Here is a 21,963-nt window from a genome sequence, read left to right as displayed (position 1 = left end):
CCGTCGCGCGCGAGACGCGGCTGCATGAAACCGCTTGCGGACCCGCAACGATCTGATAATCGGCGCGCCCGATGACGAGCGTGGCCGGCGACCTCTCGGACGTCCATCCCGCCCGCCAGCGCCTGTCGCTGGCCCTCGCCGTCCTGGCGACGCTGCCCGGCATCGTCGTGCGGCTGACGCATCCGGAGCTGTCCCAGGTCACGCAGGCCGTGCTCTTCGGCATCGCGATCGTCGGTGCGGCCTTCATGCTCGCGTGGGCGGCCGAGGTCGCGCAGCTCGACGTCTCCGCCGGGCTCGCCATCGCGGCGCTGGCCTTCATCGCGGTGCTGCCCGAGTACGCCGTCGACATGGTCTTCGCCTGGAAGGCGGGACATGCCGTCGCCGAGTTCGGGTCTGCCTGCCGCGCACCGGACGCGGTCGTCGAGTCGCCATGCTCGCTCGCGCTGGCGAACATGACCGGTGCCAATCGCCTTCTCATCGGCATCGGCTGGTCGATGGTCATCTTCATCGCCTGGTGGCGCCATCGGCAGCGCCGCATACCGTTTCACGCCGTCGCGCTCGAGCGCTCGCAGTCGGTGGAGCTGAGCTATCTCGCGGTCGCGACGATGTACTCGCTGACGCTGCCGATGAAGTCGACGGTGACCCTGCTCGATGCGCTGGTCCTGGTCGGCATCTTCGTCGCCTACACGATCCGGCTGTCGTCGGCGCCGGCGGCCGAGCCGCACCTGATCGGGCCTGCGCGCTATATCGGCACCTTCGGCCCGCGCGCGCGGCGGACGGCGGTCGCGGTCCTGTTCGTGTTCGCCGCGGCGGTGATCCTGCTCGTCGCGGAGCACTTCGCCGAGGCACTGGTCGCGACGGGGCGCGAGATCGGGATCAGCGAGTTCGTGCTCGTGCAGTGGCTCGCACCGCTGGCCTCCGAGGCGCCGGAGCTGCTCGTCGCCGGGCTCTATGCCTGGCGCCTCAATACGAGCGCCGGTCTCGGGACGCTGGTGTCGTCGAAGGTGAACCAGTGGACGCTGCTCGTCGGCACGCTGCCGGTGGTGTTCGCGCTCGCGTCCGGCTCGTTCGACGGGCTGCCGGTCGAGCCGCGCCAGCGCGAGGAGCTGCTGCTCACGTCGGCGCAGTCCGTCTTCGCGGTGGCGATCCTGCTCTCGCTCTCGATCTCCCTGGTCGAGGCGCTGCTGCTCTTCGGTCTCTTCTGGGGACAGTTCCTGCTGGGCGCGATGGTGCCCGAGGACTGGCACGGCGCCGAGCGCATCGGCGTCTCCGTCGTGTACCTCGTGCTGGCGGTGCTGATCGGCCTGCGCGAGCGGGCGGCGATCCCGCGCCTGCTGCGCGACGGCTTCCGCACGCCGCACTCCGAGCTCGCCGGCTGACGGCCGCAGGCCGCGCCGGCGTCAGGCCAGGGTGCCGGCGGTGCGCATGGCGGCGATCTCGTCGTCGCCGTAGCCGCAGACGTCGCGCAGCACCTGGTCGGTATCCTGCCCGAGGCAGGGGGCGGCGCGGCGCACGCGGCTGTCGCTCGCCGACATGCGCCACGGTACGCCGAGATGCATCATCGCTCCGACCTCGGGGTGCTCGAGCGTCACCGGGAAGCCGCGCTCGCGCAGATGCGGGTCCTCGGCCAGATCGCGGTTGCGCGCCGACACGAAGGCGGCGATGCCGGCGCCCTGGAGGCGTTCCACCAGCGCGTCGGCGTCCTCGCCCGCGGCCCACGCCGCGACCAGCTCCTCGAGAGCCTCCTCGTGGCGCTTGCGCGCGGCGAGCGTGACGAAGCGCGGGTCGCGTGCGAGCTGCGGCTGGCCCATCAGCGTGGCGAGGCGCGCGAAGCCGGCGTCGTCCTCGACGGCGATCGCGACCCAGCGCTGCTCGTCGCCCGCGGCCTGCCACACGCCGTGGGGCGCCATGTGCGGATCACGATTGCCGTCGCGCTCCGGCGCCGCGCCCGTCATCGTGAAGCGCATGAGCGCCTCGGGCAGCACGGCCATCGAGGTCTCCCACTGGGAGAGGTCGATGTACTGGCCCTGGCCGGTGCGGGCGCGATGCAGCAGGGCGGCCAGTACGGCAACCGCCCCGTGCAGCCCGCCGGTCGGGTCGCCGTAGGAGACGCCGACGTGCATCGGCGGATGGCCCCGATAGCCGGTCACCGACGACATCCCCGAGAGCGGCACCTGCGCAGGCCCGTAGGAGACGTTGGTCGACTCGGGGCCCGTCGCGCCGTAGCCGGAGAGCGCGATCATGACGAGGTCGCGACGCAGGCCGTGCAGGACGTCCCAACCCAGCCCCATCCGGTCCATCACGCCGGCGGCGAAGTTCTCGACCACCACGTCGCTCGCCGCGCAGAGCCGCTTCGCCACGGCGAGCGCCTCGGGACGCTTCAGGTCGAGCGTGAGGCTCTTCTTGCCCTGGTTGTACTGGTTGAAGTAGCCGCTGCGGTTCGGGCCCGGCTCGAACTTCGCATAGGGCGGCAGCAGCCGCGTGACGCACAGCCGCGTCGCGCTCTCGACCCGGATCACCTCGGCGCCGAGGTGCGCGAGCTGGAGGGTGCAGTGGGGGCCGGCCCACACCCAGGTGAAGTCGGCGACACGGATGCCCTCGAGCGGTGCGCGCCTGGTCATGCCCCGGCCCCCGCGTCGCTCGCGTCGACGCCGACCATCGCCAGCACCCCCGCCGTGTGCTGGCCGAGCGTCGGTGCGGGACGGCGGATGCGCCAGGGCGTCGCCGACAGCCGGTACGGCGCGCCCGGCATGGTGATCTCACCCGCGGTCGGATGGGCGAGCGTGGCGAAGAAGCCGCGCGTCTTCAGGTGCGGCGACGCGACGAGGTCGCCCATCGTCGACACCGGCGCGAACGGCACGCGGTGCGCCTGCGCGGCCTCGTAGAGCTCCTGCACCGACTGCGTCGCGCACCACTCCTGGAGGAATATCTGGAGCGCGTCGAAGTTCGCCCCGCGGGCGATGCGTGTCTCGAAGATATCCATCTGGGCCCACTCCGGGTTGCCCATGATCTCGACGAACTGCTTCCACTGATGCTCCTCGACGCAGCAGACGAAGATCCAGCCGTCGCGGCACTCCATGAAGCAGAGCGGCTGGATGGGCTTGGCGCCGAGCCGCGACGCAACCAGCCCGCAGTAGGGCCAGAACTCGAACGTGAGCTCGAGGATTGCGGCCACCGCCTCCTGCGCCGACACCTCGACGTGCTCGCCGACGCCGGAGCCGAGGCGCGCGAAGAGCGCGGCCAGCGACGGGATCGCGGCGTTGAGGCCGGCCTGGAACGCGGCCTGGTCGCCGAACGCCTTCAGCGGCGGCAGCTCGGGATGCTGCGGATCGCCGTTCAGGGTCGCGACCCCGCCCGCGTTCCACAGGACGAGATCGGTCGCCTTCCAGGTGGCGCGCGGCCCCGTGAGGCCGAACGGGGCGATCGAGGTCATGACGAGCCGTGGGTTGGCCGCGTGCAGGCGCTCCCAGTCGAGCCCGTGCGCCGCCATCGCGGTGGGATGCACGTCGTGCACGAGGAGATCGGCCCAGCCGGCCAGCCGCTCGAGCGTGCGTTGCCCGGACGCGGCGGCGAGATCGACGACGGCGCCGCGCTTGTTGGTGTTGAGGTAGAGGAAGAGGCCGCTGGCCTCCGGATCGGGCTGGCCCTTGGGGAACGGCCCGCGGCCCCGGGTCGGATCGCCCCCCGGCGCTTCCACCTTGACGACGTCGGCACCCATATCCGCGAGCAGCTTCGTGGCGTAGCCGGCCGCCACGCCGCCGCCGACGTCGAGGACGCGGATGCCCTCCAGCGCGTCGGGCACCCGTCAGGCCCCGGTGGCGAGCCTGGCCAGCTCCTCGACCGTCTCCGGCTCCGGCACGTCGCCGAGACGGAGCATCAGGTCGGTATGCGAGTGCTCGCCCACCGGCCAGTCGTGCACGACGGCCCAGCCGTCCGCCTTGCGGGCCAGCATGTGCACGCGCTGCTGATCGTCGAGCAGACCGATCGCGAAGCGCTCGCTCGGCGTCGTGCTGAAGAGGCAGTACCCCGGCGTCTTCATGGTGACGAAGTACACGGGGTCGGCCTACCAGAGCCCGTCGCCGGTCCGCAAACCCGCGATCAACGCTGCGGGCAGACGCCGAGGGTGCCGAAGCGCACGGCGCGCGAGTACGCGATCACGCCGAGCCCGCCGGCGCCGTGCTCCCCGAGCGCCGCATAGCCCTGGTCGCTGCTCGCGCTGCGCGTCCAGTCCCACGTGCCCTCGAGGAGACGCTCGCCGCGCACCTTCGCCCAGCAGAGCGTGTCGAAGGCGACCTCGACGGCGCTGCGGCGGCGTGGGATGCCGGGGCGGGTCGCGCCGAGCGTCTCCAGCACCGCATCCTGCTCGCGATAGGGCCGGTTGCACGTCGCCCCGAGCGGTGCGCGGCGGACGAGGTACCAGCCGGCGGGCGCGGTGTCCTCGGTGGCGAACGCCTGGATGTCGATCGTCCATTCGTCGCGCAGCGCATAGCCGACGCCCTTGTGGACCTTCGGATCGAAGCCGCCGCCGAGACGCTCGGCGAGCCGCAGCATCGTGAGGGCGCCGTCCGGGGCGCGCGGCACGCGCAGGACGAGCATCTCGCCCTCCGCACGCGCCGTCTCCCAGTCCGCCGCCGTGAAGGGCAGGCGGCCGACGGCGGCGCGCTCCTCCGGCGTGAGCACGGCGAGCGGATCGAAGCCGAGCGCGGCCTCGAGCTCGCGCGGTCCGAGCACCGCACCGGACAGCGCGGCGGTGGCGTCGTCGAGACCTGCGATCGTCATGCGCGATTCATCCCCCGATCTGGAACATCTGGCGCTCCGCGGTGGAGCGGCCGAGGTCGAGCCGATGGCCGGTGGGCTTGCCGGCGACGGCGGTGAGCAGGATACGGCCGATCGCCTCGTCGTCCGCGCCGGCGCGGAGCGCGGCACGCACGTCGAGGGCGTCGTCGTTGAGGAGGCAGAGGTGGAAGCGGCCTTCGGCGGTGAGCCGCATGCGGTTGCAGCTGCCGCAGTACGGCTCGCTGACCGGGCTGATGAAGCCGACGACGCCGGGCGCGCCGGCGAGCCGGTAGTTGCGCGACTCGTCGCTGGGGTGCCGGGTGGGCAGGGGCTCCAGCGGGCCGAGCGCCGCGATGATGCGCGCGCGTACCGTCGCGCTCGGGACGAGGTGCGTGCGCGCCAGGCGCGACGGCTCGTCGCCCCCGAGGGGCATGGTCTCGATGAAGCGGACGTGCCAGTCGCGCGTGCGCGTCAGCGTCGCGAGCGGCACGACGTCGTCTTCGTTGAAGCCGCGGACGACGACGGTGTTCAGCTTCATGGGGCGCAGCCCGGCGGCCTCGGCCGCCTCGATGCCGCGCCAGACGTCGGCGAAGCGGCCCCAGCGCATCACGCGCGTCAGTCGCTCGGGATCGAGCGCGTCGAGGTGTACGTTGACCCGGCGGAGCCCCGCCGCCGCGAGCGGCGCCGCCAGCTCGGCGAGCAGCACGGCGTTGGTCGTCATCGCGAGATCGCCGACGCCCGGGACGGCGGCCGTGCGCGCCACGATCTCGACCAGGTCGGCCCGTAGCGTCGGCTCTCCGCCGGTGAAGCGGAACTTGCGGAAGCCGACGGCGACGGCGGCCCGCACGACGGCTTCGATCTCGGCCGCCGTCAGGAGCTCGCCGGGGGGAAGGAAGCGCAGGGGCCCGAGCGGCATGCAGTAGACGCAGCGCAGGTTGCACCGGTCCGTCAGCGAGATGCGCAGATAATCGATCTCGCGATCGAAGCCATCCCGGGGCATCGCCGCATCTTCGGCGGCGGGTCCGGCGAAGTCAACGAACGCGCAGCGCTCAGGCCGTGCGCTCGTCCATGCCACGCGCGAGGTCGACGAGGGCGCCCCGAGCCGCGGACGGGGGCAGGCGCTCGATCGCGGCGAGCGCCGCAGCGAGCTGCGCGCGGGCGCGGTCGGCGACGATGCCGAGGACCCCGGCGCGATCGATGCGCGCGAGCCCGTCCTCGACGTCCGCGGCCGAAGGCGAGCGACGCGCGAACAGCGCGTGGAACCCGGGATCGCGCGCCAACGTGAGCACCACCGGCAGCGACGGGTTGCCGTCCCGCAGGTCGATGCCGCGCGGCTTCCCGGTCACCGCGGTGTGGCCCGCGACGTCGAGCAGGTCGTCCTGCATCTGGAACGCCAGACCGACGTGACGGCCGCAGGCCTCCATCGCCGCCACCATCGCCGGCGACCCGCCGGCGAGATGAGCCGCGGTCTTGGCGCCGACGGCGAACAGCGAGGCCGTCTTGCGCTCGATGATCTCGTCGTAGTCGGCCTCCGTGACGGCGGGATCGTGGCGCAGGCGCCCCTGCATGATCTCGCCCTCGGTGAGGCTGACGCAGGCGTCGGCGGCCCAGCGCACCACCTCGGCCTCGAACCGGGCGCACAGCGCGAACGCGCGACAGAAGAGGAAGTCGCCGGCGACGAGGGTGTCCGCCAGGCCGAAGGTCTTGAGGGCCGACGGGCGGCCGCGCCGCGTCTCGCCGCCGTCGATGATGTCGTCGTGGAGCAGCGTCGCCGAGTGGATGAGCTCGAGCGCGACCGCGGCCTCGATCGCGTCCTCGCGTCGCGCGCGGGCGTCGCCGGCGAGGGCGTGGTGCACGAGGAGGATCACGAGCGGGCGGACCCGCTTGCCGCCGGCCTGGACGAGGTGGGCGGCGATCGACTGGAGGCGCGGCTCGCGCGAGACGAGCTCGGCCGCGACCCGTTCCTCGACGCGCGCCAAGTCCGCGGTCACGGCGGCCGGCAGCACGTCGACGGACGGCACGGCGACGCGCGGACCGCTTCGTGACGACACGGGCGGAATCAACGAGAACGCCGCGACAAAGTCAAGGCGAGCCCGGGCGTCGGACGCCGGTGCGATCCGGGCGGCGCGTGCGTTGCATCCGTCGCCGGCCGCCGCTACCGTCCGCGCGATGACCCTGCCCGCGATCGACGGCGTGCGCGCGGCGTTGCGCGGCGTCCCGTTCCCGGGCTTCCGCCGCGACATCGTCACCCTCGGGATGGTGACCGACGTGCGCGTCGCCGACGGCACGGTCGACGTCGCCCTGCGTCCCGGGACCGACAAGCCAGACGTCCGCGCGCGCCTCGTCGCCGAGGTGGAGCGTGCCGTCGGCGCGCTGCCGGGCGTGCGCGCCGTACGCGTGGAGCTCGCCGGGAGCGAGGCCGGACGCGGGCGCGATCCGTTCGCGGCCCGCGCGCCGCTTCCCGGGGTCACCCACGTGATCGCGGTCGCGAGCGGGAAGGGCGGCGTCGGCAAGTCCACGGTCGCCGCCAATCTGGCCGTGGCGCTCGCGCGCGAGGCGCGCGGCGTGGGACTCGTCGACGTCGACGTCTATGGGCCCAGCGCCGCCATGATGTTCGGGCTCGACGAGCGGCCGACCATGACGCGCGAGAAGCGCCTCATCCCGCCGGCGCGTCACGGCGTGCGCGTCGTCTCGATGGCGATGTTCCTCGAGGAGCAGTCTCCCGTCATCTGGCGGGGGCCCGTCGTGATGGGGATCGTGCGGCAGTTCCTGCACGACGTCGATTGGGGCCCGGCCGAGTTCCTCGTCGTCGACCTGCCGCCGGGCACGGGCGACGCCGTGCTGTCGCTCGTGCAGCAGGTCCCGGTCACGGGGGCCGTCGTGGTGACGACGCCGCAGGACGTCTCACTGCTCGACGTCGGACGCGGCGTCGCGATGTTCGGCCAGGTGAGCACGCCCGTCCTCGGCGTCGTCGAGAACATGGCCGGCTACGTCTGCCCGTCGTGCGGCACCGAGGACGCCCTCTTCGGCGCGGGCGGCGGGACGCGGCTGGCGACCCATTTCGGCATCCCGCTCCTGGCCCAGATCCCGATCGAGCCGGCGGTGCGGGCGGGCGGCGATCGCGGCGTTCCCATCACGGTCGCCGAGCCCGAGCATCCGGTGTCGCTGGCCTTCCGCGGACTGGCGTCGCGCGTCGTCGCGGCAGCCCGGAAGATGGCGCCGGCGGCCACCCGCGGCGTCGACGGCTGAGCCGCTGGAGCGGGCGCGACGCCTCGCGTTGGTTGTCATCGCCGGAGGTGCGTTGTAGCCTGCCGGGGTCATGTCGACCATGATCACGGAAGAGTGCATCAACTGCGGCGCCTGCGAGCCCGAGTGCCCGAACACGGCGATCTACGAGGGCGGCGCGCAGTGGGAGCGGGAGGGGCAGTCGCATCCTGCGCTCGCGCAGGACACGTACTACATCGTCCCCGAGAAGTGCACCGAGTGCGTCGGCTTCTTCGATCAGGAGCAGTGCGCCGCCGTGTGTCCGGTCGATTGCTGCGTTCCGAACCCGAAGGATGTCGAGAGCGAGGAGCAGCTCCTCGCCAAGGCGCGAGCCATCCATCCAGATCAGGAGTTCGGTGCCGAGTTCCCCTCGCGCTTCCGCAAGAAGTAGCCTCGTCCGGCATTTACAGCGCTACGCCCGATCGTTATATGCGGCGCAGCGCGACGGGTCCCATCGTTGCCCGCGCGAGCGAGGAGCATGGGAAGGATCCCCGTCGGCATCGTTGGCGTAGGCAACTGCGCGAGCAGTCTCCTCCAGGGCATCGAGTTCTACCGCGCCGCCGACCGCGATCCGGGCGAGCCGCCGATCGGCTTGATGCACGAGGTGATCGGCGGCTATCGACCGAGCGACCTCGAGGTGGTCTGCGCCTTCGACGTCGACCGCCGCAAGGTCGGCCAGCCGCTCGACGTGGCGGCGTTCGCCGCGCCGAACAACACGCGCACGCTCTGGCCGAAGCTGCCGTCGTCGAACGTCACCGTCGAGATGGGTCCGGTCCTCGACGGGATCGCGCCCCACATGGGCGACTACCCGCCGGACGAGACCTTCCTGCCGGCCGAGCGGCGACCGGTCGACGTCGCGGAGACGTTGCGCCGCACGGGCGCCGAGGTGCTGGTCAGCTACCTTCCCGTCGGCAGCCAGCAGGCGACGGAGCACTACGCGCGCGCCTGCCTCGAGACGGGCGTCTCGCTCGTGAACTGCATCCCGGCCTTCATCGTGTCCGACCCGCAGTGGGGGGCCGAGTTCGAGCGACGCGGCATCCCCGCGGTCGGCGACGACGTGAAGTCGCAGGTGGGCGCCACCATCGTGCACCGCACGCTCGCCAAGCTGTTCGCCGACCGCGGCGTCGTGCTCGACCGCACGTATCAGCTCAACTTCGGCGGCAACACCGACTTCCTCAACATGCTCGCGCACGACCGCACCGGGGCGAAGCGCGTGTCGAAGACCGAAGCGGTCCAGAGCGTGCTGCCGCAGGCACTGCCGCGCGAGCGCATCCACATCGGCCCGAGCGACTACGTGCCGTGGCAGGGCGACAACAAGGTGTGCTTCCTGCGGATGGAAGGCCGCGGCTTCGGCAACGCGCCGATCGAGATCGAGCTGCGCCTGTCCGTTCAGGACAGCCCGAACTCGGCGGGCGTCGTGATCGACGCGATCCGCTGCTGTCAGCTCGCGCGCGACCGCGGGATCGGCGGGCCGCTCACGAGCGTGTCGTCGTACCTGATGAAGCACCCGCCGCGGCAGTTTCCGGACGACGAGGCGCGCGACGCGGTCGAGCGCTTCCTGCGCGGCGAGTCCGAACGCTGAGCACGATGCCGGAGTGCCGGCCGGGGACGGCCGCGCTCGCCGTGCTGGTGATCGGCGGCACGATCGTCCTCGCGGTGCGGGCCATCCGGCGCACGGCGGTGGCCGACGCGGAGCAGGGCGGCAGCGCACCCCTCATCGGTCCGCAGGTGCGGGCCTGGTACCGCGGTCTCCTGGCCCCGCTCGAAGCGGGGCTCGCGAGCCGCGGCGTCACGCCGGATCAGCTCACCTGGGGGCAGCTCGGCGTCAGCGTGCTCGCCGGAGTCGCCTTCGCCGGCGGCGCCCTCTTCCTGGGCGGCTGGCTCGTGATCCTGGCGGGGACGCTCGACATCCTCGACGGCGGATTGGCCCGGCGGGCCGGCACCGCATCCGCACGCGGCGCCTTTCTCGACTCGGTCGTCGATCGGTGGGCCGAGTTCGCCACCTTCGTCGGCCTCGGCGCCTACTTCCGCGACGATCCGATGCTGCTGGTGGTCGCACTCGCGGCCTTCGGCTCACAGATGGTGAGCTACGCTCGTGCGCGTGCGGAGGGGCTCGGCATCGCGCTGCTGAGCGGCCGCGCGCAACGTCCCGAGCGCTACGTGCTCCTCGGCTTCGGCGCGTTCGTCTCGGGCCTCGTCGCGCATCTCGGCTGCCTCGTCGGCGGTGGGCCGCCGCGACATTGGGTACTGCGCCTCGCGCTCGTGATGCTGGCCGCGATCTCGCTCTGGACGGCGGTCGAACGCACGCGCGACGGCGTCCGCGCCCTGCGCGGCGCGAGGGGTCGTTCGTGATCGCACCCGGCGTCCTGCGACCGGTCGGCTTCCTCCTGCTGATGCTCGGCTTCGGCCTGCGCCTCGACTCGAGCTGGCAGGGCACCGCCTGGCTGCTGCTCGCGGCCGGCGCTGCGACGGCCGGGCTGGGGCTGTGGCGGGGACGCGCCGCTGCTTTCGTCCCGGAGGAGCGCGGGCGATAATGCCGCGCACCCGGAGGCCCGCCTGCGAAACGCTCTGCGCCTGACCCTCGGCATCGGCGTCTCTGCCGCCTGCCTGTGGCTCGCCACCCGCGGAACCGACTGGGCCGCGGTGGGCCGCATCCTCGCCGGCGCGGAGCTCGGCTGGCTCGGAGTCGGCGTCGGCATCGGCGTGACCGCGCTGTGGTTGCGCGCGCGGCGGTGGCTGCTGCTCCTCGCGCCGCTCGGACGCGTGGCGATCGGCCCCGCCTTCTCCGCCACTGCGATCGGGTTCATGGCGAGCGCCGTGTTGCCGTTGCGCCTCGGCGAATTCGTGCGTCCCGCCTTGCTCGCCCGGCGCACCGGGCTCGGCTTCGCGCCGACGCTGTCGAGCGTCGTCCTCGAGCGGCTGTTCGACATGATGCTCGTCCTGTTCTGCTTCCTGGCGCTCTCGCTCGTGTATCCCCTGCCGGAGTGGATGGCGCGCCTGGCGCTGCTCGCGGGTATGGGAGCGGCCGGCGTCCTCGTCGCGCTGGTCCTCGTGCAGGCCTTCCGCAACCGGGTGGAGCGCCTCGTCGACGCGCTCCTGGCGCGCCTGCCCGACGGACCCTCGCGCCGTCTGCGGCCGCTCGCGCTCGAGGTGCTGGGCGCGCTCGGCAGCCTCGGCTCGGTGCGCTCGGTGGTCGCGATCCTCGCGATGTCGGCGCTCGTCTGGGCGGCGAACGGCTGCTCCTTTCTCATCTGCCTCCTCGCGCTCGGCATCGATGCGCCGCTCCTGCCCGCCGCGCTCGCCTCGCTCGTCGTCGTCGCCGCGGCCGTCTTCCTGCCGCAGGGGCCGGGCTTCGTTGGCACCTGGCAGTACGGCTGCGTGCTGGCGCTCGGACTGTTCCACGTCTCCGAGGACGTCGCCGTCGGCTATTCGCTGCTCACGTGGGTCCTCCAGATGAGCATCAACGTCGGGCTCGGCGCCGTCTGTCTCGCGCGGGAGAACCTCTCGCTCCGCGAGCTGGCCGCGCAGCAGCCCGGCGAGCCGGGCCTGGAGCGGGCGCCGTGAGCCTCAGCGGGCGCCGCGTCATGGTTGCGCTCACGGGCGGCATCGCCTGCTACAAGGCGTGCGAGGTCGTTCGTCTCCTCGTGCAGGCCGGGGCGGAGACCCGGGTCATCATGACCGCGGGTGCGCGCGAGTTCGTGACACCGCTGACGCTCCAGACGCTCAGCGGCCATCCCGTCGCCACCGATACCTTCGACCTCGGCCAGGAATCGCAGATCGGCCACATCCGGCTGGCCGACGAGGCCGACGTCGTGCTGATCGCGCCCGCCACCGCGAACGCCATCGCCAAGGCGACGCACGGCATCGCCGACGACCTCCTCGGTACCGTGCTGCTCGCGACGCGCGCGCCGGTCGTGGTCGCACCCGCGATGAACGTCAACATGTGGGAGCACCCGGCCACGCGCGAGAACGTGGAGCGGCTGCGCGCGCGCGGCGTGCACGTCGTCGGCCCCGGCAGCGGGATGCTCGCCTGCGGCTGGGAAGGCGCCGGGCGGCTCGCCGAGCCGGCCGCGGTGGTCGAGGCGGTCCACGTCGCGCTCACCCCGCAGGACCTCGCCGGCGAGCACGTGCTGGTGTCGGCCGGGCCGACGCGCGAGGCCGTCGACCCGGTGCGCTACCTGTCCAACCATTCGAGCGGGAAGATGGGCTTCGCGCTCGCGCGCGTCGCGCGGCGGCGCGGCGCGACCGTCACGCTCGTCGCCGGGCCTACGGCGCTGCCGCCCCCGCCCGGCGTCACCTGCGTGCACGTCGAGAGCGCCCGCGAGATGGCCGAGGCGCTCGACGCGGCCTGGCCACGCGCGACCGTGCTGGTCATGGCCGCGGCCGTGGCCGACTACGCGCCGGCACGCCCGGCGGCGCAGAAGATGAAGAAGGCCGACACCGCGTTGACGCTCCCTCTCGCACGCACGCGCGACATCCTCACCTCGCTCGCGGCGCGCAAGGGACGCCGGATCGTCGTCGGCTTCGCCGCCGAGACGCAGCACCTCGCGGCCGAGGCCCGGCGGAAGCTGCGCAGCAAGCGCCTCGATCTCATCGTGGGCAACGACGTCACTGCGCCCGGCGCCGGCTTCGGCAGCGACACCAACGTCGTCCATCTCTTCGACGCCGCCGGCGGCGACGTCGCACTGCCCGTGCTCGCGAAGGACGAGGTCGCCGGTCGCATCCTCGACTGGGTGGCGTCACGGCGGGCGCCGCGGCTCCGCAGCCGCGCTAGGCGACGTCGGTCTTGAGGGCGCGCAGCTCGGCGGCGATGCTGCCGGGCATCTGTCCGATGCGCTTCAGCTGCCGCAGCTTGCGGCGCAGGGCATCGGCGCGCGCCAGAGCGTCGCGCCCGGTGGGATCGGCGGCCTGGCAGGCGCTGTCGCGGCCGTTCAGCAGCAGGTCCTCGATCGCCGTGACGCAGAGCCCGTTGAAGCGATCGACTTCCGACGCCGGCAGCGGGTAGCGCGAGCGCTCGCCGAGGCCGCGGACCATCTCCTGCCACTGCTCGAGCTGCTGCAGCGCCATCAGCGAGTCGAAGATGCGTTTGTTGGTGCGGAACGAGAACAAGGTGCGCTCGACCACACGCTCGACGAGGCGGTCGAGATCGGGAAAGGGATGCGCGAACACCTGGCGCATGAGGCGCCAGCGGTCGCGCGCCTGGGCGGCGTCGAAGCGTGCCTCCCAGTAGATGTGGCGCAGCGCCCGCGCCTCGAAGCTGACGACGAGCTGCACCGGTACGAAGTGGTTGTGCGAGTAGACGTCGGCGGCGAGGTGCGAGAGGTAGCCGTATGCGAAGGCGGTCTCGCGGTCGTTCGACGCCGCCTCGACGATCTGCCAGCCGACCGGCCAGCAGTGGCAGTGCGTGTAGAGGCTGCGCGTGTACTTCTTGGCGTGGATGATGTCGGCGGCGACGCAGCCGTAGAGGTACGCGAAGCGCTCCGGCCGCAGGATTTCTTGCAGGGCTCCGGAGGCGCTGCTAAGGTTCGCGAGGACTTGCGAACCGTGCGTGAGGTGCGTCACCGGACCCCACGCCAGTGCTTCATCCGGCCAGACGCACAGGACGAAGGCGATCAGGCCGAGCAGCCACATGTCCACGGAGTCTACGACGGCCGGCGCGACCTCTCAAGGTTCCCTCCAGGAGACGCTGGCCGCGCTGCGCGCCCACCTCGTCCACCAGCGCTCGCTCGGCGCGCTCGGCCTGCCGCGCCGGGCGGAAATGGCGGATGCGCACGCGCCGACGCCGCAGGCGGCGGCTGCAGAGGCGTCGGTGGAGGCAACGGACCCCGCCGGCGAGGCTACGGCGGGTGCGCCCGCGCCGGCGAAGGTCGTCGCCGAACGGGCGTACGAGCTCTTCGCACCACAGGGCGTTGCCCAGGCGGGGGACCTCGAGGCCCTCCGTGCCGCGATCGGCGACTGCCGGCGCTGCAAGCTGGCCCCCTGTCGGACGAACCTCGTCTTCGGCGTCGGCAACCCGAGCGCCCGCCTCGTCTTCGTCGGCGAGGGTCCCGGGGCCGACGAGGACGCGCGCGGCGAGCCCTTCGTCGGTCGCGCCGGGCAGCTGCTCACGGAGATCATCACGAAGGGCATGCAGCTACGGCGCGAGGACGTATACATCTGCAACGTCATCAAGTGCCGCCCGCCGCAGAACCGCAACCCGGAGCCCGACGAGGTCGAGTCCTGCGAGCCGTTCCTGCTGCGTCAGCTCGAGATCATCAAGCCGGAGGTGATCGTGGCGCTCGGGAAGTTCGCGGCCCAGACGCTGCTGCGCGACAAGACCCCGATCACACGCATGCGCGGCCGGTGGTACGACTACCACGGCATCCGGGTGATGCCGACGCTCCACCCCGCGTATCTGCTCCGCACGCCCGGCGACAAGCGTCTCGTGTGGGAGGACATCCAGCAGGTGATGGCCGTCCTCGGCCTTCCCGTGCCCGCACGGCGATGAGGCGCGTCCTTCCGCTGCTGGTGGGCGCGCTGGCGCTCGGGCTCGCGGGACGCGCCGCGACGCAGCCGCCACCCGAATCGGCACCGTCGCTCGGATCGCCCGCACTGGCGCGAATCGTCGTCGACGGCTCGATCAATCCCGCCGTGGCCGCGTTCCTCGACGAGTCGATCGCGCGTGCCGTGCGCGAGGGCGCGCCGGCGCTCGTCGTCCAGCTCGATACGCCGGGCGGCCTTCTGCAATCGGCGCGCACGATCGTGAAGGCGCTGCTCGGGGCGCCGCTTCCGGTGATCGTGTGGGTCGCGCCGAGCGGGGCCGGCGCCGGTTCGGCCGGCGTCTTCGTCACCATGGCGGCACACGTCGCGGCGATGGCACCCGGCACGAGCATCGGCGCCGCGCATCCCGTGGGCGGGCAGGGCGAGGACATCCCGGGCGCGATGGGCGAGAAGGTCGAGAACTTCACGGCCTCGTTCAGCGAGGCGATCGCGCGCCAGCGCGGCCGCAACGTCGAGTGGGCGGTGAAGGCGGTGCGCGAGAGCGTCTCGATCACCGCCGACGAGGCGGCCAAGATCCACGTCGTCGATCTGGTCGCGAAGGACCTCGGCGCCATCGTGCGCTGGGCCGAGGGCAAGACGGTCGAGGTCGCCGGGGTGCAGACCAAGCTGGCCCTCGACATGGTCCTCGACGCCGACGGTCAGCCGCGCGTGCACGACTACGAGATGCGGCTGGCGCAGCGGGTGCTCAACGTCCTCGCCGACCCGAATCTCGCCTATCTCCTCCTCATGGCGGGGCTGGTGGGGCTCTACGTCGAGCTGACGCATCCCGGCTTCGGCCTGCCCGGCGTCGCCGGGGCGATCTGCCTGCTGCTCGCGCTGACGGCGCTCCAGGTGTTGCCCGTGAACTACGGCGCGCTCGCGCTCCTCCTGCTCGGCGTCGTGCTGCTCGTCGCCGAGGCGTTCGTGCCGACCTTCGGCGCGCTCGCCGTCGGCGGTCTCGTGGCGCTCGTGCTCGGGTCGCTGTTCCTCTTCGACACGGAGGGCGGGGGCGGGGTCGCCGTCGCGCGGAGCCTGATCGTGAGCGTGGCCGGGACGGTCGGTGCGCTCATGCTGATCGTGAGCCTGCTCGTGGTGCGCACGCAGTTTCGCAAGCCCACGACCGGCAGCGAAGGGATGCTGGGCCTGCACGGTGAGGTGCGCCAGCGGCTCGCGCCGCAGGGCATGGTGCTCGTGGCCGGCGAGTACTGGAGCGCTCGTAGCGACGTCCCGATCGAGCCCGGCACCCCGATCGAGGTCACCGGTATCGACGGCCTCGTCCTCCACGTCCGTCCCGTCGGGACGGCCACCACCTGATCCGGGAGAACGCGATGATCAGCTCGTACCTGCCGATCCTCTTCCTCGTTTTCGTGCTCGTCTCGTCGATCAAGATCGTTCGCGAGTACGAGCGCCTCGTGGTCTTCCGTCTCGGCCGCTTCAGTGGCGTGCGCGGGCCGGGCATCACCTACGTTCTCCCCGTGATCGAGTCCGCGCAGCGCACCGATCTGCGCACGATCACCATGGACGTCCCGTCGCAGGACGTGATCACGCGCGACAACGTGTCGGTGAAGGTGAATGCGGTCCTCTACTTCCGCGTCATCGATCCGGGCCGGTCGGTGATCGAGGTCGAGAACTTCCTCTTCGCGACGTCGCAGAACGCGCAGACCACGCTGCGCAGCGTCTGCGGCGAGGCGGAGCTCGACGAGCTGCTGAGCGAGCGCGAGAAGATCAACACCCACCTCCAGAGCATCATCGATCAGCAGACCGGGCCCTGGGGTATCAAGGTCGTGCAGGTGGCCTTGAAGCACATCGACCTGCCGGAGGAGATGCGCCGCGCGATGGCGAAGCAGGCCGAAGCCGAGCGCGAGCGCCGTGCCAAGGTGATCGCCGCGGAAGGCGAGTTCCAGGCGTCGCAGCGGCTGCTCGAGGCGGCCTCCGTGATGGCCAAGGAGCCGATCACGCTTCAGCTGCGCTACCTCCAGACGCTCTCCGAGATCGCCACGGAGAACAACTCGACGACCGTCTTCCCCGTGCCGATCGATCTGCTGCGGCCGCTGCTCGACGCAGCACGCACCCGCGGCGACGGGAGCGCATGAGACTCGCGGATCTCGACTACGCGCTGCCGCCCGAGCTGATCGCGCAGGAGCCCGCGGCCGAACGCACGGCGGCGCGACTCCTGCACCTGGCCCGCACCGGCACCATACGCGGCCACCACACCGTGGCCGCGTTGCCCACCCTGCTTCGGGAGGGCGATCTCCTCGTGCTGAACGAAGCCCGGGTCGTGCCGGCGCGCCTGCGGGCGCGGCGCCCCAGCGGCGGTCGGCTCGAGCTCCTGCTCCTCGCCGAGGCCGACGGCCCGGCGGTCTGGGATGCGATCGTGCGGGGCACGCCGCGCGTCGGTGAGACGGTGCACTTCGCGGACGGCACCGGGACCTGGCTCGCGGCGCACGGCGGCGGACGCTGGCGCGTGCGGCTCGACCTCGACGAACCCGTGCACGCGTGGCTCGACCGCGTGGGCGAGTTGCCGCTGCCGCCCTACATCCGTCGGCCCGACGGTCCGACGACGACCGATCGGGAGCGCTACCAGACCACCTTCGCGCGCGTGCCGGGGGCCATCGCGGCGCCCACCGCCGGGCTCCACCTGACGCCCGACCTCCTGGCGGCGCTCGCGGTGCGCGGCGTCGGGCACGCGGCGCTGACGCTCCACGTCGGCCCCGGCACCTTCCTGCCGATCCGGGACGGCGATCTCGACGGCTTCGCGATGGAGCCCGAGCGGTATGAGCTTCCGGGCGACACGGTCGCACGCATCGCCGTGACACGCGCGGCCGGCGGGCGCGTCGTCGCCGTGGGCACGACGACCGTACGGGCGCTCGAGTCGGCCGCGGCGCGGGGACCGCTGGCCGCAGGCGAGGGAAGCGCGGACCTCTTCGTTCGCCCTGGCCACACGCTGCGGGTCGTCGACGCGCTCCTCACCAACTTCCATCTGCCGCGGACACCGCTGCTCGCGCTGGTCGCCGCGTTCACCGGCTGGGACGCCCTCCACGCCGCCTATGCCGAGGCCGTCGAGCGCCGCTATCGCTTCTACAGCTACGGCGATGCGATGTTGATCGCGTGACCGTTCCGTCCTTCGTCCTCCTCGGTACCGCGCCCGGCGGCGCGCGACGCGGCCGGCTCCTCACGGCCCACGGCCCGGTCGAGACCCCGGCGTTCATGCCCGTGGCGACGCACGGCTCCGTGAAGGGCGTGACGCCCGCGCAGCTCGCGGAGCTGGGGGCCGGAATGATCCTCTCCAACGCGTACCATCTGGCCCAGCGTCCCGGCGTCGACGTGGTGCGTGCGCTCGGCGGCGTGCACGGCCTGCTCGGGTGGCCCGGCCCGATCCTCACCGACAGCGGCGGCTATCAGATCTTCAGCCTGACCGGGCTCGTGAAGGTGGTCGACGACGGCGTGCACTTCCGCTCCCACGTCGACGGCAGCAAGGGCTTCCTCCGCCCCGAGGACGTGATCCGGGTGCAGGAGGACCTCGGCGTCGACGTCGCGATGTCGCTCGACGAGTGTGTCGCTGGCGACGCCGGGCCGGCCCGCGTCGCCGCCGCCCTGGCCCGCACCACCGCGTGGGCCGCGCGGGGGCTCGCCGCCCGCCGACGCCCGGACATGGCGCTGTTCGGCATCGTGCAGGGCGGGTTCGACGTCGCGCGCCGCGCGGAGAGCGCCGCCGACCTCGTGGGGCTCGGGTTCGACGGCTATGCCGTGGGTGGTCTCTCGGTCGGCGAGCCTCCGGAGGAAACCCGACGCATCGCCGCGGCCAGTGCTCGCCTCCTGCCGCCGGATCGTCCACGCTATCTCATGGGCATGGGGACACCGCGGGATTTGCTCACCTCTGTGGGCATGGGCTATGACCTGTTCGATTGCGTCCTGCCCACTCGCAACGGACGCAACGGGATGCTCTTCACGCGCGACGGCAAGCTCATGATCCGCAACGCCCGGCACGCCCAGGACGGGGCGCCGGTCGACCCTGCGTGCACGTGCTACACGTGCCGCCACTTCAGCCGCGGGGCGCTCCGCCACCTGGCCATGGCGAAGGAGATGCTCGGTGCCCAGCTGGCGACCCTCCACAACCTCCACTTCTACCTCGAGCTGATGCGCACGATTCGCGCGGACCTCGACGCCGGGACCTTCCCGACCCGTTCCGTGGCCGCCGCAGGAGCGTGGGCGTCATGATGGTCGCCGTCGCGTGGGCCCAGACCGGCGCCGAATCGGCGGGGCCGCCCGCCATCTACAACATCGGCTTCATCCTGCTGATGGTGGCGATCTTCTATTTCGTCCTGCTGCGCCCGGAGCAGCGGCGGCGGAAGGAGCACGAGCAGCTCGTCGGCGGCGTGAAGCGCAACGATCAGGTGATCATGGGCTCCGGAATGCACGGCCGCGTCATGGCGGTGGCGGAGCGCACCGTCACGGTGGAGATCGCTCCGAAGGTGCAGGTCCTCTTCGAGAAGACGGCGATCCAGACCGTCGTCGGCGCCGACGGCGCGGGCGAGACGCGGGACAAGGAGAAGGCGTAGATGGCGTCGGTCGGATATCGCGGCCTGCTGTTCGTGGCCGCGCTCGTGGGGTCGTTGGTCGTGCTCGTGCCGACCTTCGCGACGCCGCCGGAGTGGTGGCCGTGGAAGCAGCCGATCCGTCTCGGCCTCGACCTCCAGGGCGGCACCCATCTCCTGTACCAGGTCGAGATCGAGCAGGCGATCGACAACACGGTCGATCGCATGAGCCGCGACCTCGAGCGCGAGCTGCGCGACGCCAAGGTCGGAGCGTTCACCGTCGATCGCAGCGGTCGCACGATCCAGATCCGCCTCGCGGACCGCAGTCGCCGCGCCGAGGCACGCAAGATCGTCGAGGATCGCTTCCCGTCGCTGACGGTGACCGAACCGGCCGGCTCCGACGCGGCGGATCTCTCGCTCGAGCTGTCGCAGCGCGAGATCGTGCGCATCCGGCAGGGCGTCGTCGAGCAGGCGGTCGACATCATGCGCAACCGCATCGACCAGTTCGGGGTCACGGAGCCGACGCTGCAGACGCAGGGGTCCGACGAGATCGTGGTCCAGCTGCCCGGCATCCAGGATCCACAGCGCGCCAAGGAGCTGATCGGCCGCACTGCGCAGCTGGAGTTCAAGCTGCTCGCCGAGGGGCCGCAGGCGGGCACGGTGCAGGCCCCGGGGCCTGGCGTCCAGGTGCTGCCGGGGCTCGGCGACCGCGGCGGTCGTACCCAGTACCTGGTCGAGAAACGGCCGATCATGACCGGCGACGTCATCTCCGATGCCAGCGTGCGGCCCGGCAGCGCCACCGAAGGCATGGCGGTGGACTTCGTCCTCGACAACCGCGGCGCCAGGCTGTTCGGCGACGCGACGACGAAGAACGTGCGTCGCCGCCTCGCCATCGTCCTCGACGGCTTCGTGCAGTCGGCGCCCGAGATCCGCGAGCCGATCACCGGCGGGCAGGGCCAGATCACCGGGCGCTTCACCTTCACCGAGGCGCAGGATCTCGCCAACGTGCTGCGCAACGGCGCGCTCCCCGCGCCCCTGAAGCTCCTCGAGGAGCGCACCGTCGGCCCGTCGCTGGGCAAGGATTCGATCCGCCAGGGTTCGCTCTCCTTCGCCGTCGGCAGCTTCATCATCATCGCGTTCATGCTGCTCTACTATCGCGGCGGCGGGGTGATCGCCGACCTGGCCTTGCTGCTCAACGTCCTTCTCCTGCTCGGCGCGTTCGCGGCTTTCGGGTTCACGCTGACCCTGCCGGGCATCGCGGGCATCGTGCTCACGGTCGGCATGGCGGTGGACGCCAACGTGCTGATCCTCGAGCGCATCCGCGAGGAGCTCACGGTCGGGAAGAGCCCGCGCGCCGCGATCGACGCGGGCTACGAGCGCGCCTGGAGCGCGATCCTCGACAGCAACGTCACGACGTTCCTTTCGGGCGCGATCCTCTTCCAGTTCGGAACCGGCCCCGTGCGCGGATTCGCGGTGACGCTCTGCCTCGGCATCATCACCACGCTCGCAACGGCCGTGTTCGCCACCCGCGTCATCTACGATTGGCTCGCGAGTCGCCGTCGCCTCGCCACGGTGAGCGTATGAAGGCTACGAAGCCGGGCACGGCGGCGCCGCGTCCCACGTCGGGTGAGCGGCCGGCCGCGACGCCGCCCAAGTTCTTCACGCTGATCCCGGCCAACCCGGGCATCGACTTCGTGAAGCAGGCGCCGATGATGACGATGGTATCCGTCGTCTTCATCCTCGTCGGGTTGGTGTCGGTGTGGTGGCGCGGGCTCAACTACGGGATCGACTTCGAGGGCGGCACGATGGTGCAAGTGCGCTTCGAGAAGACGACGGCCATCGGCGACGTGCGTGACGCGCTCGATGCGGCGGGGTTGCGGGGGATCAGCGTCCAGGACGTCGGCTCCGAGGGACACGAGTTCCAGATCCGTGCCCAGGGGGAGGAGGGCGACGAAACGGCCGGCGAGGTTACGGCGAACACCATCAAGGATGGGCTCGCCAAGAAGTTCGGCGAGGGCACCTACGAGACGCTGCGGATCGAGACCGTCGGGCCGAAGGTAGGCAAGGCACTGTGGCGCGACGCGGGTCTGGCCGTGCTCGTGGCGACGATCATGATGGGCATCTACATTGCCTTCCGCTTCGATCTGCGCTTCGGCATCGGCGCGGCCGTGGCCCTCGCACACGACGTGTTGTTCACGATCGGCGCCCTGTCTCTCGCGAACATGGAGATCGATCTCACGACGGTCGCGGCGTTGCTCACGATCGTCGGCTTCTCGGTGAACGACACCGTGATCATCTCGGATCGCATCCGCGAGAACATGCGTCTCATGCGCAAGGACGACCTGCGCACGATCGTCAACACGTCCATCAACGAAACGCTCTCGCGCACGATCATCACGAACACCACCGCCGTGCTGGTCGTTGCCGCCCTCTTCCTGTTCGGCGGCGACGTCATCCACAGCTTCGCCTTCGCGCTGCTCGTGGGATTCATCGCGGGCACCTATTCGACGATCTACATCGCCTCGCCGCTCGTGCTGTTCATGGAGCGCGGTCGGGCGAAGGCGGCGTGAGCGAGGGGCGGCGATGCGCCGCCCCGACGTCCCGCCGCCGTGGGCGCCGCGCCGGCCGGAGCCGGTGCCCGCCGAGCTGGTGCGCGCGCTCGCGCGCCGGTATGCCCACGGCGGGTTGCTCGCCGAGCTGCTCTGGCAGCGCGAGGTCGCGGAGGCCGAGGCCGCGATCGCGTTCCTCGAGCCGTCACTCGCGCGCGGGCTGCGCCCGCCGGCGGCGGCGGGTGCGCTGGACGCCTTCGCCCGTGCCGTCGGCGCGGCCCTCGCCGCCGGGCTCGCGATCGCGGTCGCGGACGCCGCGC

General features: G+C 72.0%; 23 protein-coding genes. 16 read left to right on the top strand and 7 right to left on the bottom strand.

Translation table 11 applies throughout. From position 1 onward, the window contains the following. Window positions 1-71 precede the first annotated feature (71 nt). The gene (locus KIT14_15175; GenBank protein MCW5891864.1) at window positions 72-1,379 is read left to right on the top strand and encodes a sodium:proton exchanger; all 1,308 of its coding nucleotides are present in this window, start codon (window positions 72-74) and stop codon (window positions 1,377-1,379) included. 21 nt (window positions 1,380-1,400) lie between these two features. On the opposite strand, the gene KIT14_15170 is transcribed toward KIT14_15175, so the two are convergent. The 6 genes from KIT14_15170 to KIT14_15145 are packed head-to-tail and all read right to left on the bottom strand — an operon-like array spanning window position 1,401 to window position 6,827. Continuing rightward, window positions 1,401-2,621, bottom strand: coding sequence for a CoA transferase (locus tag KIT14_15170; protein ID MCW5891863.1), 1,221 nt, complete (start codon window positions 2,619-2,621; stop codon window positions 1,401-1,403). Further along, a complete protein-coding gene (locus KIT14_15165; protein MCW5891862.1) occupies window positions 2,618-3,802 on the bottom strand; it encodes a CoA transferase in 1,185 nt (394 codons plus the stop codon). Before KIT14_15165 ends, KIT14_15170 begins: the two co-directional genes overlap by 4 nt. Window positions 3,803-3,805: 3 nt before the next feature. Then, window positions 3,806-4,054 carry a hypothetical protein gene (locus KIT14_15160; protein ID MCW5891861.1) on the bottom strand — a complete coding sequence of 83 codons (249 nt, stop codon included), beginning with the start codon at window positions 4,052-4,054 and terminating at the stop codon, window positions 3,806-3,808. Window positions 4,055-4,098: 44 nt separating this feature from the next. Further along, window positions 4,099-4,779 (bottom strand): hypothetical protein, encoded by a 681-nt coding sequence (locus KIT14_15155; GenBank protein MCW5891860.1) that lies wholly within the window; start codon window positions 4,777-4,779, stop codon window positions 4,099-4,101. A 7-nt stretch (window positions 4,780-4,786) separates the two neighbouring features. Continuing rightward, window positions 4,787-5,776, bottom strand: coding sequence for a GTP 3',8-cyclase MoaA (gene moaA, locus KIT14_15150; protein ID MCW5891859.1), 990 nt, complete (start codon window positions 5,774-5,776; stop codon window positions 4,787-4,789). Between the two features lie 49 nt (window positions 5,777-5,825). Next, window positions 5,826-6,827, bottom strand: a complete 1,002-nt coding sequence (locus KIT14_15145) for a polyprenyl synthetase family protein (protein MCW5891858.1) — start codon at window positions 6,825-6,827, stop codon at window positions 5,826-5,828. A gap of 118 nt (window positions 6,828-6,945) precedes the next feature. Between KIT14_15145 and KIT14_15140 the strand changes: the two genes are divergently transcribed. The 7 genes from KIT14_15140 (at window position 6,946) to coaBC (ending at window position 12,830) form a co-directional block, all read left to right on the top strand. Beyond that, window positions 6,946-8,025 carry an Mrp/NBP35 family ATP-binding protein gene (locus KIT14_15140; protein ID MCW5891857.1) on the top strand — a complete coding sequence of 360 codons (1,080 nt, stop codon included), beginning with the start codon at window positions 6,946-6,948 and terminating at the stop codon, window positions 8,023-8,025. A gap of 70 nt (window positions 8,026-8,095) precedes the next feature. After that, window positions 8,096-8,431, top strand: a complete 336-nt coding sequence (locus KIT14_15135) for a YfhL family 4Fe-4S dicluster ferredoxin (GenBank protein MCW5891856.1) — start codon at window positions 8,096-8,098, stop codon at window positions 8,429-8,431. 87 nt (window positions 8,432-8,518) lie between these two features. Next, window positions 8,519-9,622, top strand: a complete 1,104-nt coding sequence (locus KIT14_15130; protein ID MCW5891855.1) for an inositol-3-phosphate synthase — start codon at window positions 8,519-8,521, stop codon at window positions 9,620-9,622. 5 nt (window positions 9,623-9,627) lie between these two features. Continuing rightward, a complete protein-coding gene (locus tag KIT14_15125) occupies window positions 9,628-10,392 on the top strand; it encodes a CDP-alcohol phosphatidyltransferase family protein (GenBank protein MCW5891854.1) in 765 nt (254 codons plus the stop codon). Continuing rightward, entirely contained in the window at window positions 10,389-10,574 is a 186-nt protein-coding gene (locus tag KIT14_15120; GenBank protein MCW5891853.1) for a hypothetical protein, read from the top strand. The genes KIT14_15125 and KIT14_15120 overlap by 4 nt, the downstream gene beginning before the upstream one ends. Next, window positions 10,504-11,604, top strand: a complete 1,101-nt coding sequence (locus tag KIT14_15115) for a flippase-like domain-containing protein (GenBank protein MCW5891852.1) — start codon at window positions 10,504-10,506, stop codon at window positions 11,602-11,604. The genes KIT14_15120 and KIT14_15115 overlap by 71 nt, the downstream gene beginning before the upstream one ends. Before the next feature lie 20 nt (window positions 11,605-11,624). Then, entirely contained in the window at window positions 11,625-12,830 is a 1,206-nt protein-coding gene (gene coaBC / locus KIT14_15110) for a bifunctional phosphopantothenoylcysteine decarboxylase/phosphopantothenate--cysteine ligase CoaBC (protein ID MCW5891851.1), read from the top strand. On the opposite strand, the gene KIT14_15105 is transcribed toward coaBC, so the two are convergent. Beyond that, window positions 12,811-13,671 carry a zinc dependent phospholipase C family protein gene (locus KIT14_15105; protein ID MCW5891850.1) on the bottom strand — a complete coding sequence of 287 codons (861 nt, stop codon included), beginning with the start codon at window positions 13,669-13,671 and terminating at the stop codon, window positions 12,811-12,813. The two genes, coaBC and KIT14_15105, sit on opposite strands and share 20 nt — an antisense overlap. 127 nt (window positions 13,672-13,798) lie before the next feature. On the opposite strand from KIT14_15105, the gene KIT14_15100 reads away from it, so the two are divergent. From KIT14_15100 to secF, 8 genes are read left to right on the top strand one after another with little or no spacing between them, the layout of a single operon-like run. Then, complete coding sequence (locus tag KIT14_15100; GenBank protein MCW5891849.1) at window positions 13,799-14,527, top strand: uracil-DNA glycosylase; 729 nt, start codon at window positions 13,799-13,801, stop codon at window positions 14,525-14,527. Continuing rightward, window positions 14,524-15,873 (top strand): nodulation protein NfeD, encoded by a 1,350-nt coding sequence (locus KIT14_15095; protein MCW5891848.1) that lies wholly within the window; start codon window positions 14,524-14,526, stop codon window positions 15,871-15,873. The genes KIT14_15100 and KIT14_15095 overlap by 4 nt, the downstream gene beginning before the upstream one ends. Before the next feature lie 14 nt (window positions 15,874-15,887). Then, window positions 15,888-16,652: a slipin family protein gene (locus KIT14_15090; protein ID MCW5891847.1), complete on the top strand. Its 765-nt coding sequence runs from the start codon at window positions 15,888-15,890 to the stop codon at window positions 16,650-16,652. After that, window positions 16,649-17,671 (top strand): tRNA preQ1(34) S-adenosylmethionine ribosyltransferase-isomerase QueA, encoded by a 1,023-nt coding sequence (queA, locus tag KIT14_15085; protein ID MCW5891846.1) that lies wholly within the window; start codon window positions 16,649-16,651, stop codon window positions 17,669-17,671. The genes KIT14_15090 and queA overlap by 4 nt, the downstream gene beginning before the upstream one ends. Then, window positions 17,668-18,777: a tRNA guanosine(34) transglycosylase Tgt gene (tgt, locus tag KIT14_15080; GenBank protein ID MCW5891845.1), complete on the top strand. Its 1,110-nt coding sequence runs from the start codon at window positions 17,668-17,670 to the stop codon at window positions 18,775-18,777. The genes queA and tgt overlap by 4 nt, the downstream gene beginning before the upstream one ends. Continuing rightward, on the top strand, window positions 18,777-19,118 hold the full coding sequence (gene yajC, locus KIT14_15075) for a preprotein translocase subunit YajC (protein MCW5891844.1): 342 nt from the start codon (window positions 18,777-18,779) through the stop codon (window positions 19,116-19,118). The genes tgt and yajC overlap by 1 nt, the downstream gene beginning before the upstream one ends. Further along, window positions 19,119-20,678, top strand: coding sequence for a protein translocase subunit SecD (gene secD / locus KIT14_15070; protein ID MCW5891843.1), 1,560 nt, complete (start codon window positions 19,119-19,121; stop codon window positions 20,676-20,678). Further along, a complete protein-coding gene (secF, locus tag KIT14_15065) occupies window positions 20,675-21,664 on the top strand; it encodes a protein translocase subunit SecF (GenBank protein MCW5891842.1) in 990 nt (329 codons plus the stop codon). The genes secD and secF overlap by 4 nt, the downstream gene beginning before the upstream one ends. Window positions 21,665-21,963 lie beyond the last annotated feature (299 nt).

It is taken from the genome of bacterium (assembly GCA_026129405.1).
Taxonomy (GTDB): Bacteria; Desulfobacterota; Binatia; order DP-6; family DP-6; genus JAHCID01.
This window is presented reverse-complemented; position numbering and strand designations above follow the sequence as displayed.

Excerpts from the sequence above, each read along its gene's own strand:
- yajC (MCW5891844.1), top strand. The coding sequence starts at position 18,777 with ATGGTCGCCGTCGCGTGGGCCCAGACCGGCGCCGAATCGGCGGGGCCG.
- KIT14_15095 (MCW5891848.1), top strand. The coding sequence starts at position 14,524 with ATGAGGCGCGTCCTTCCGCTGCTGGTGGGCGCGCTGGCGCTCGGGCTC.
- secF (MCW5891842.1), top strand. The coding sequence starts at position 20,675 with ATGAAGGCTACGAAGCCGGGCACGGCGGCGCCGCGTCCCACGTCGGGT.
- KIT14_15135 (MCW5891856.1), top strand. The coding sequence starts at position 8,096 with ATGTCGACCATGATCACGGAAGAGTGCATCAACTGCGGCGCCTGCGAG.
- queA (MCW5891846.1), top strand. The coding sequence starts at position 16,649 with ATGAGACTCGCGGATCTCGACTACGCGCTGCCGCCCGAGCTGATCGCG.
- KIT14_15175 (MCW5891864.1), top strand. The coding sequence starts at position 72 with ATGACGAGCGTGGCCGGCGACCTCTCGGACGTCCATCCCGCCCGCCAG.
- KIT14_15090 (MCW5891847.1), top strand. The coding sequence starts at position 15,888 with ATGATCAGCTCGTACCTGCCGATCCTCTTCCTCGTTTTCGTGCTCGTC.
- KIT14_15140 (MCW5891857.1), top strand. The coding sequence starts at position 6,946 with ATGACCCTGCCCGCGATCGACGGCGTGCGCGCGGCGTTGCGCGGCGTC.
- KIT14_15125 (MCW5891854.1), top strand. The coding sequence starts at position 9,628 with ATGCCGGAGTGCCGGCCGGGGACGGCCGCGCTCGCCGTGCTGGTGATC.
- KIT14_15105 (MCW5891850.1), bottom strand. The coding sequence starts at position 13,671 with ATGTGGCTGCTCGGCCTGATCGCCTTCGTCCTGTGCGTCTGGCCGGAT.
- KIT14_15170 (MCW5891863.1), bottom strand. The coding sequence starts at position 2,621 with ATGACCAGGCGCGCACCGCTCGAGGGCATCCGTGTCGCCGACTTCACC.
- moaA (MCW5891859.1), bottom strand. The coding sequence starts at position 5,776 with ATGCCCCGGGATGGCTTCGATCGCGAGATCGATTATCTGCGCATCTCG.
- KIT14_15155 (MCW5891860.1), bottom strand. The coding sequence starts at position 4,779 with ATGACGATCGCAGGTCTCGACGACGCCACCGCCGCGCTGTCCGGTGCG.
- KIT14_15130 (MCW5891855.1), top strand. The coding sequence starts at position 8,519 with ATGGGAAGGATCCCCGTCGGCATCGTTGGCGTAGGCAACTGCGCGAGC.
- secD (MCW5891843.1), top strand. The coding sequence starts at position 19,119 with ATGGCGTCGGTCGGATATCGCGGCCTGCTGTTCGTGGCCGCGCTCGTG.
- KIT14_15100 (MCW5891849.1), top strand. The coding sequence starts at position 13,799 with ATGGCGGATGCGCACGCGCCGACGCCGCAGGCGGCGGCTGCAGAGGCG.
- coaBC (MCW5891851.1), top strand. The coding sequence starts at position 11,625 with ATGGTTGCGCTCACGGGCGGCATCGCCTGCTACAAGGCGTGCGAGGTC.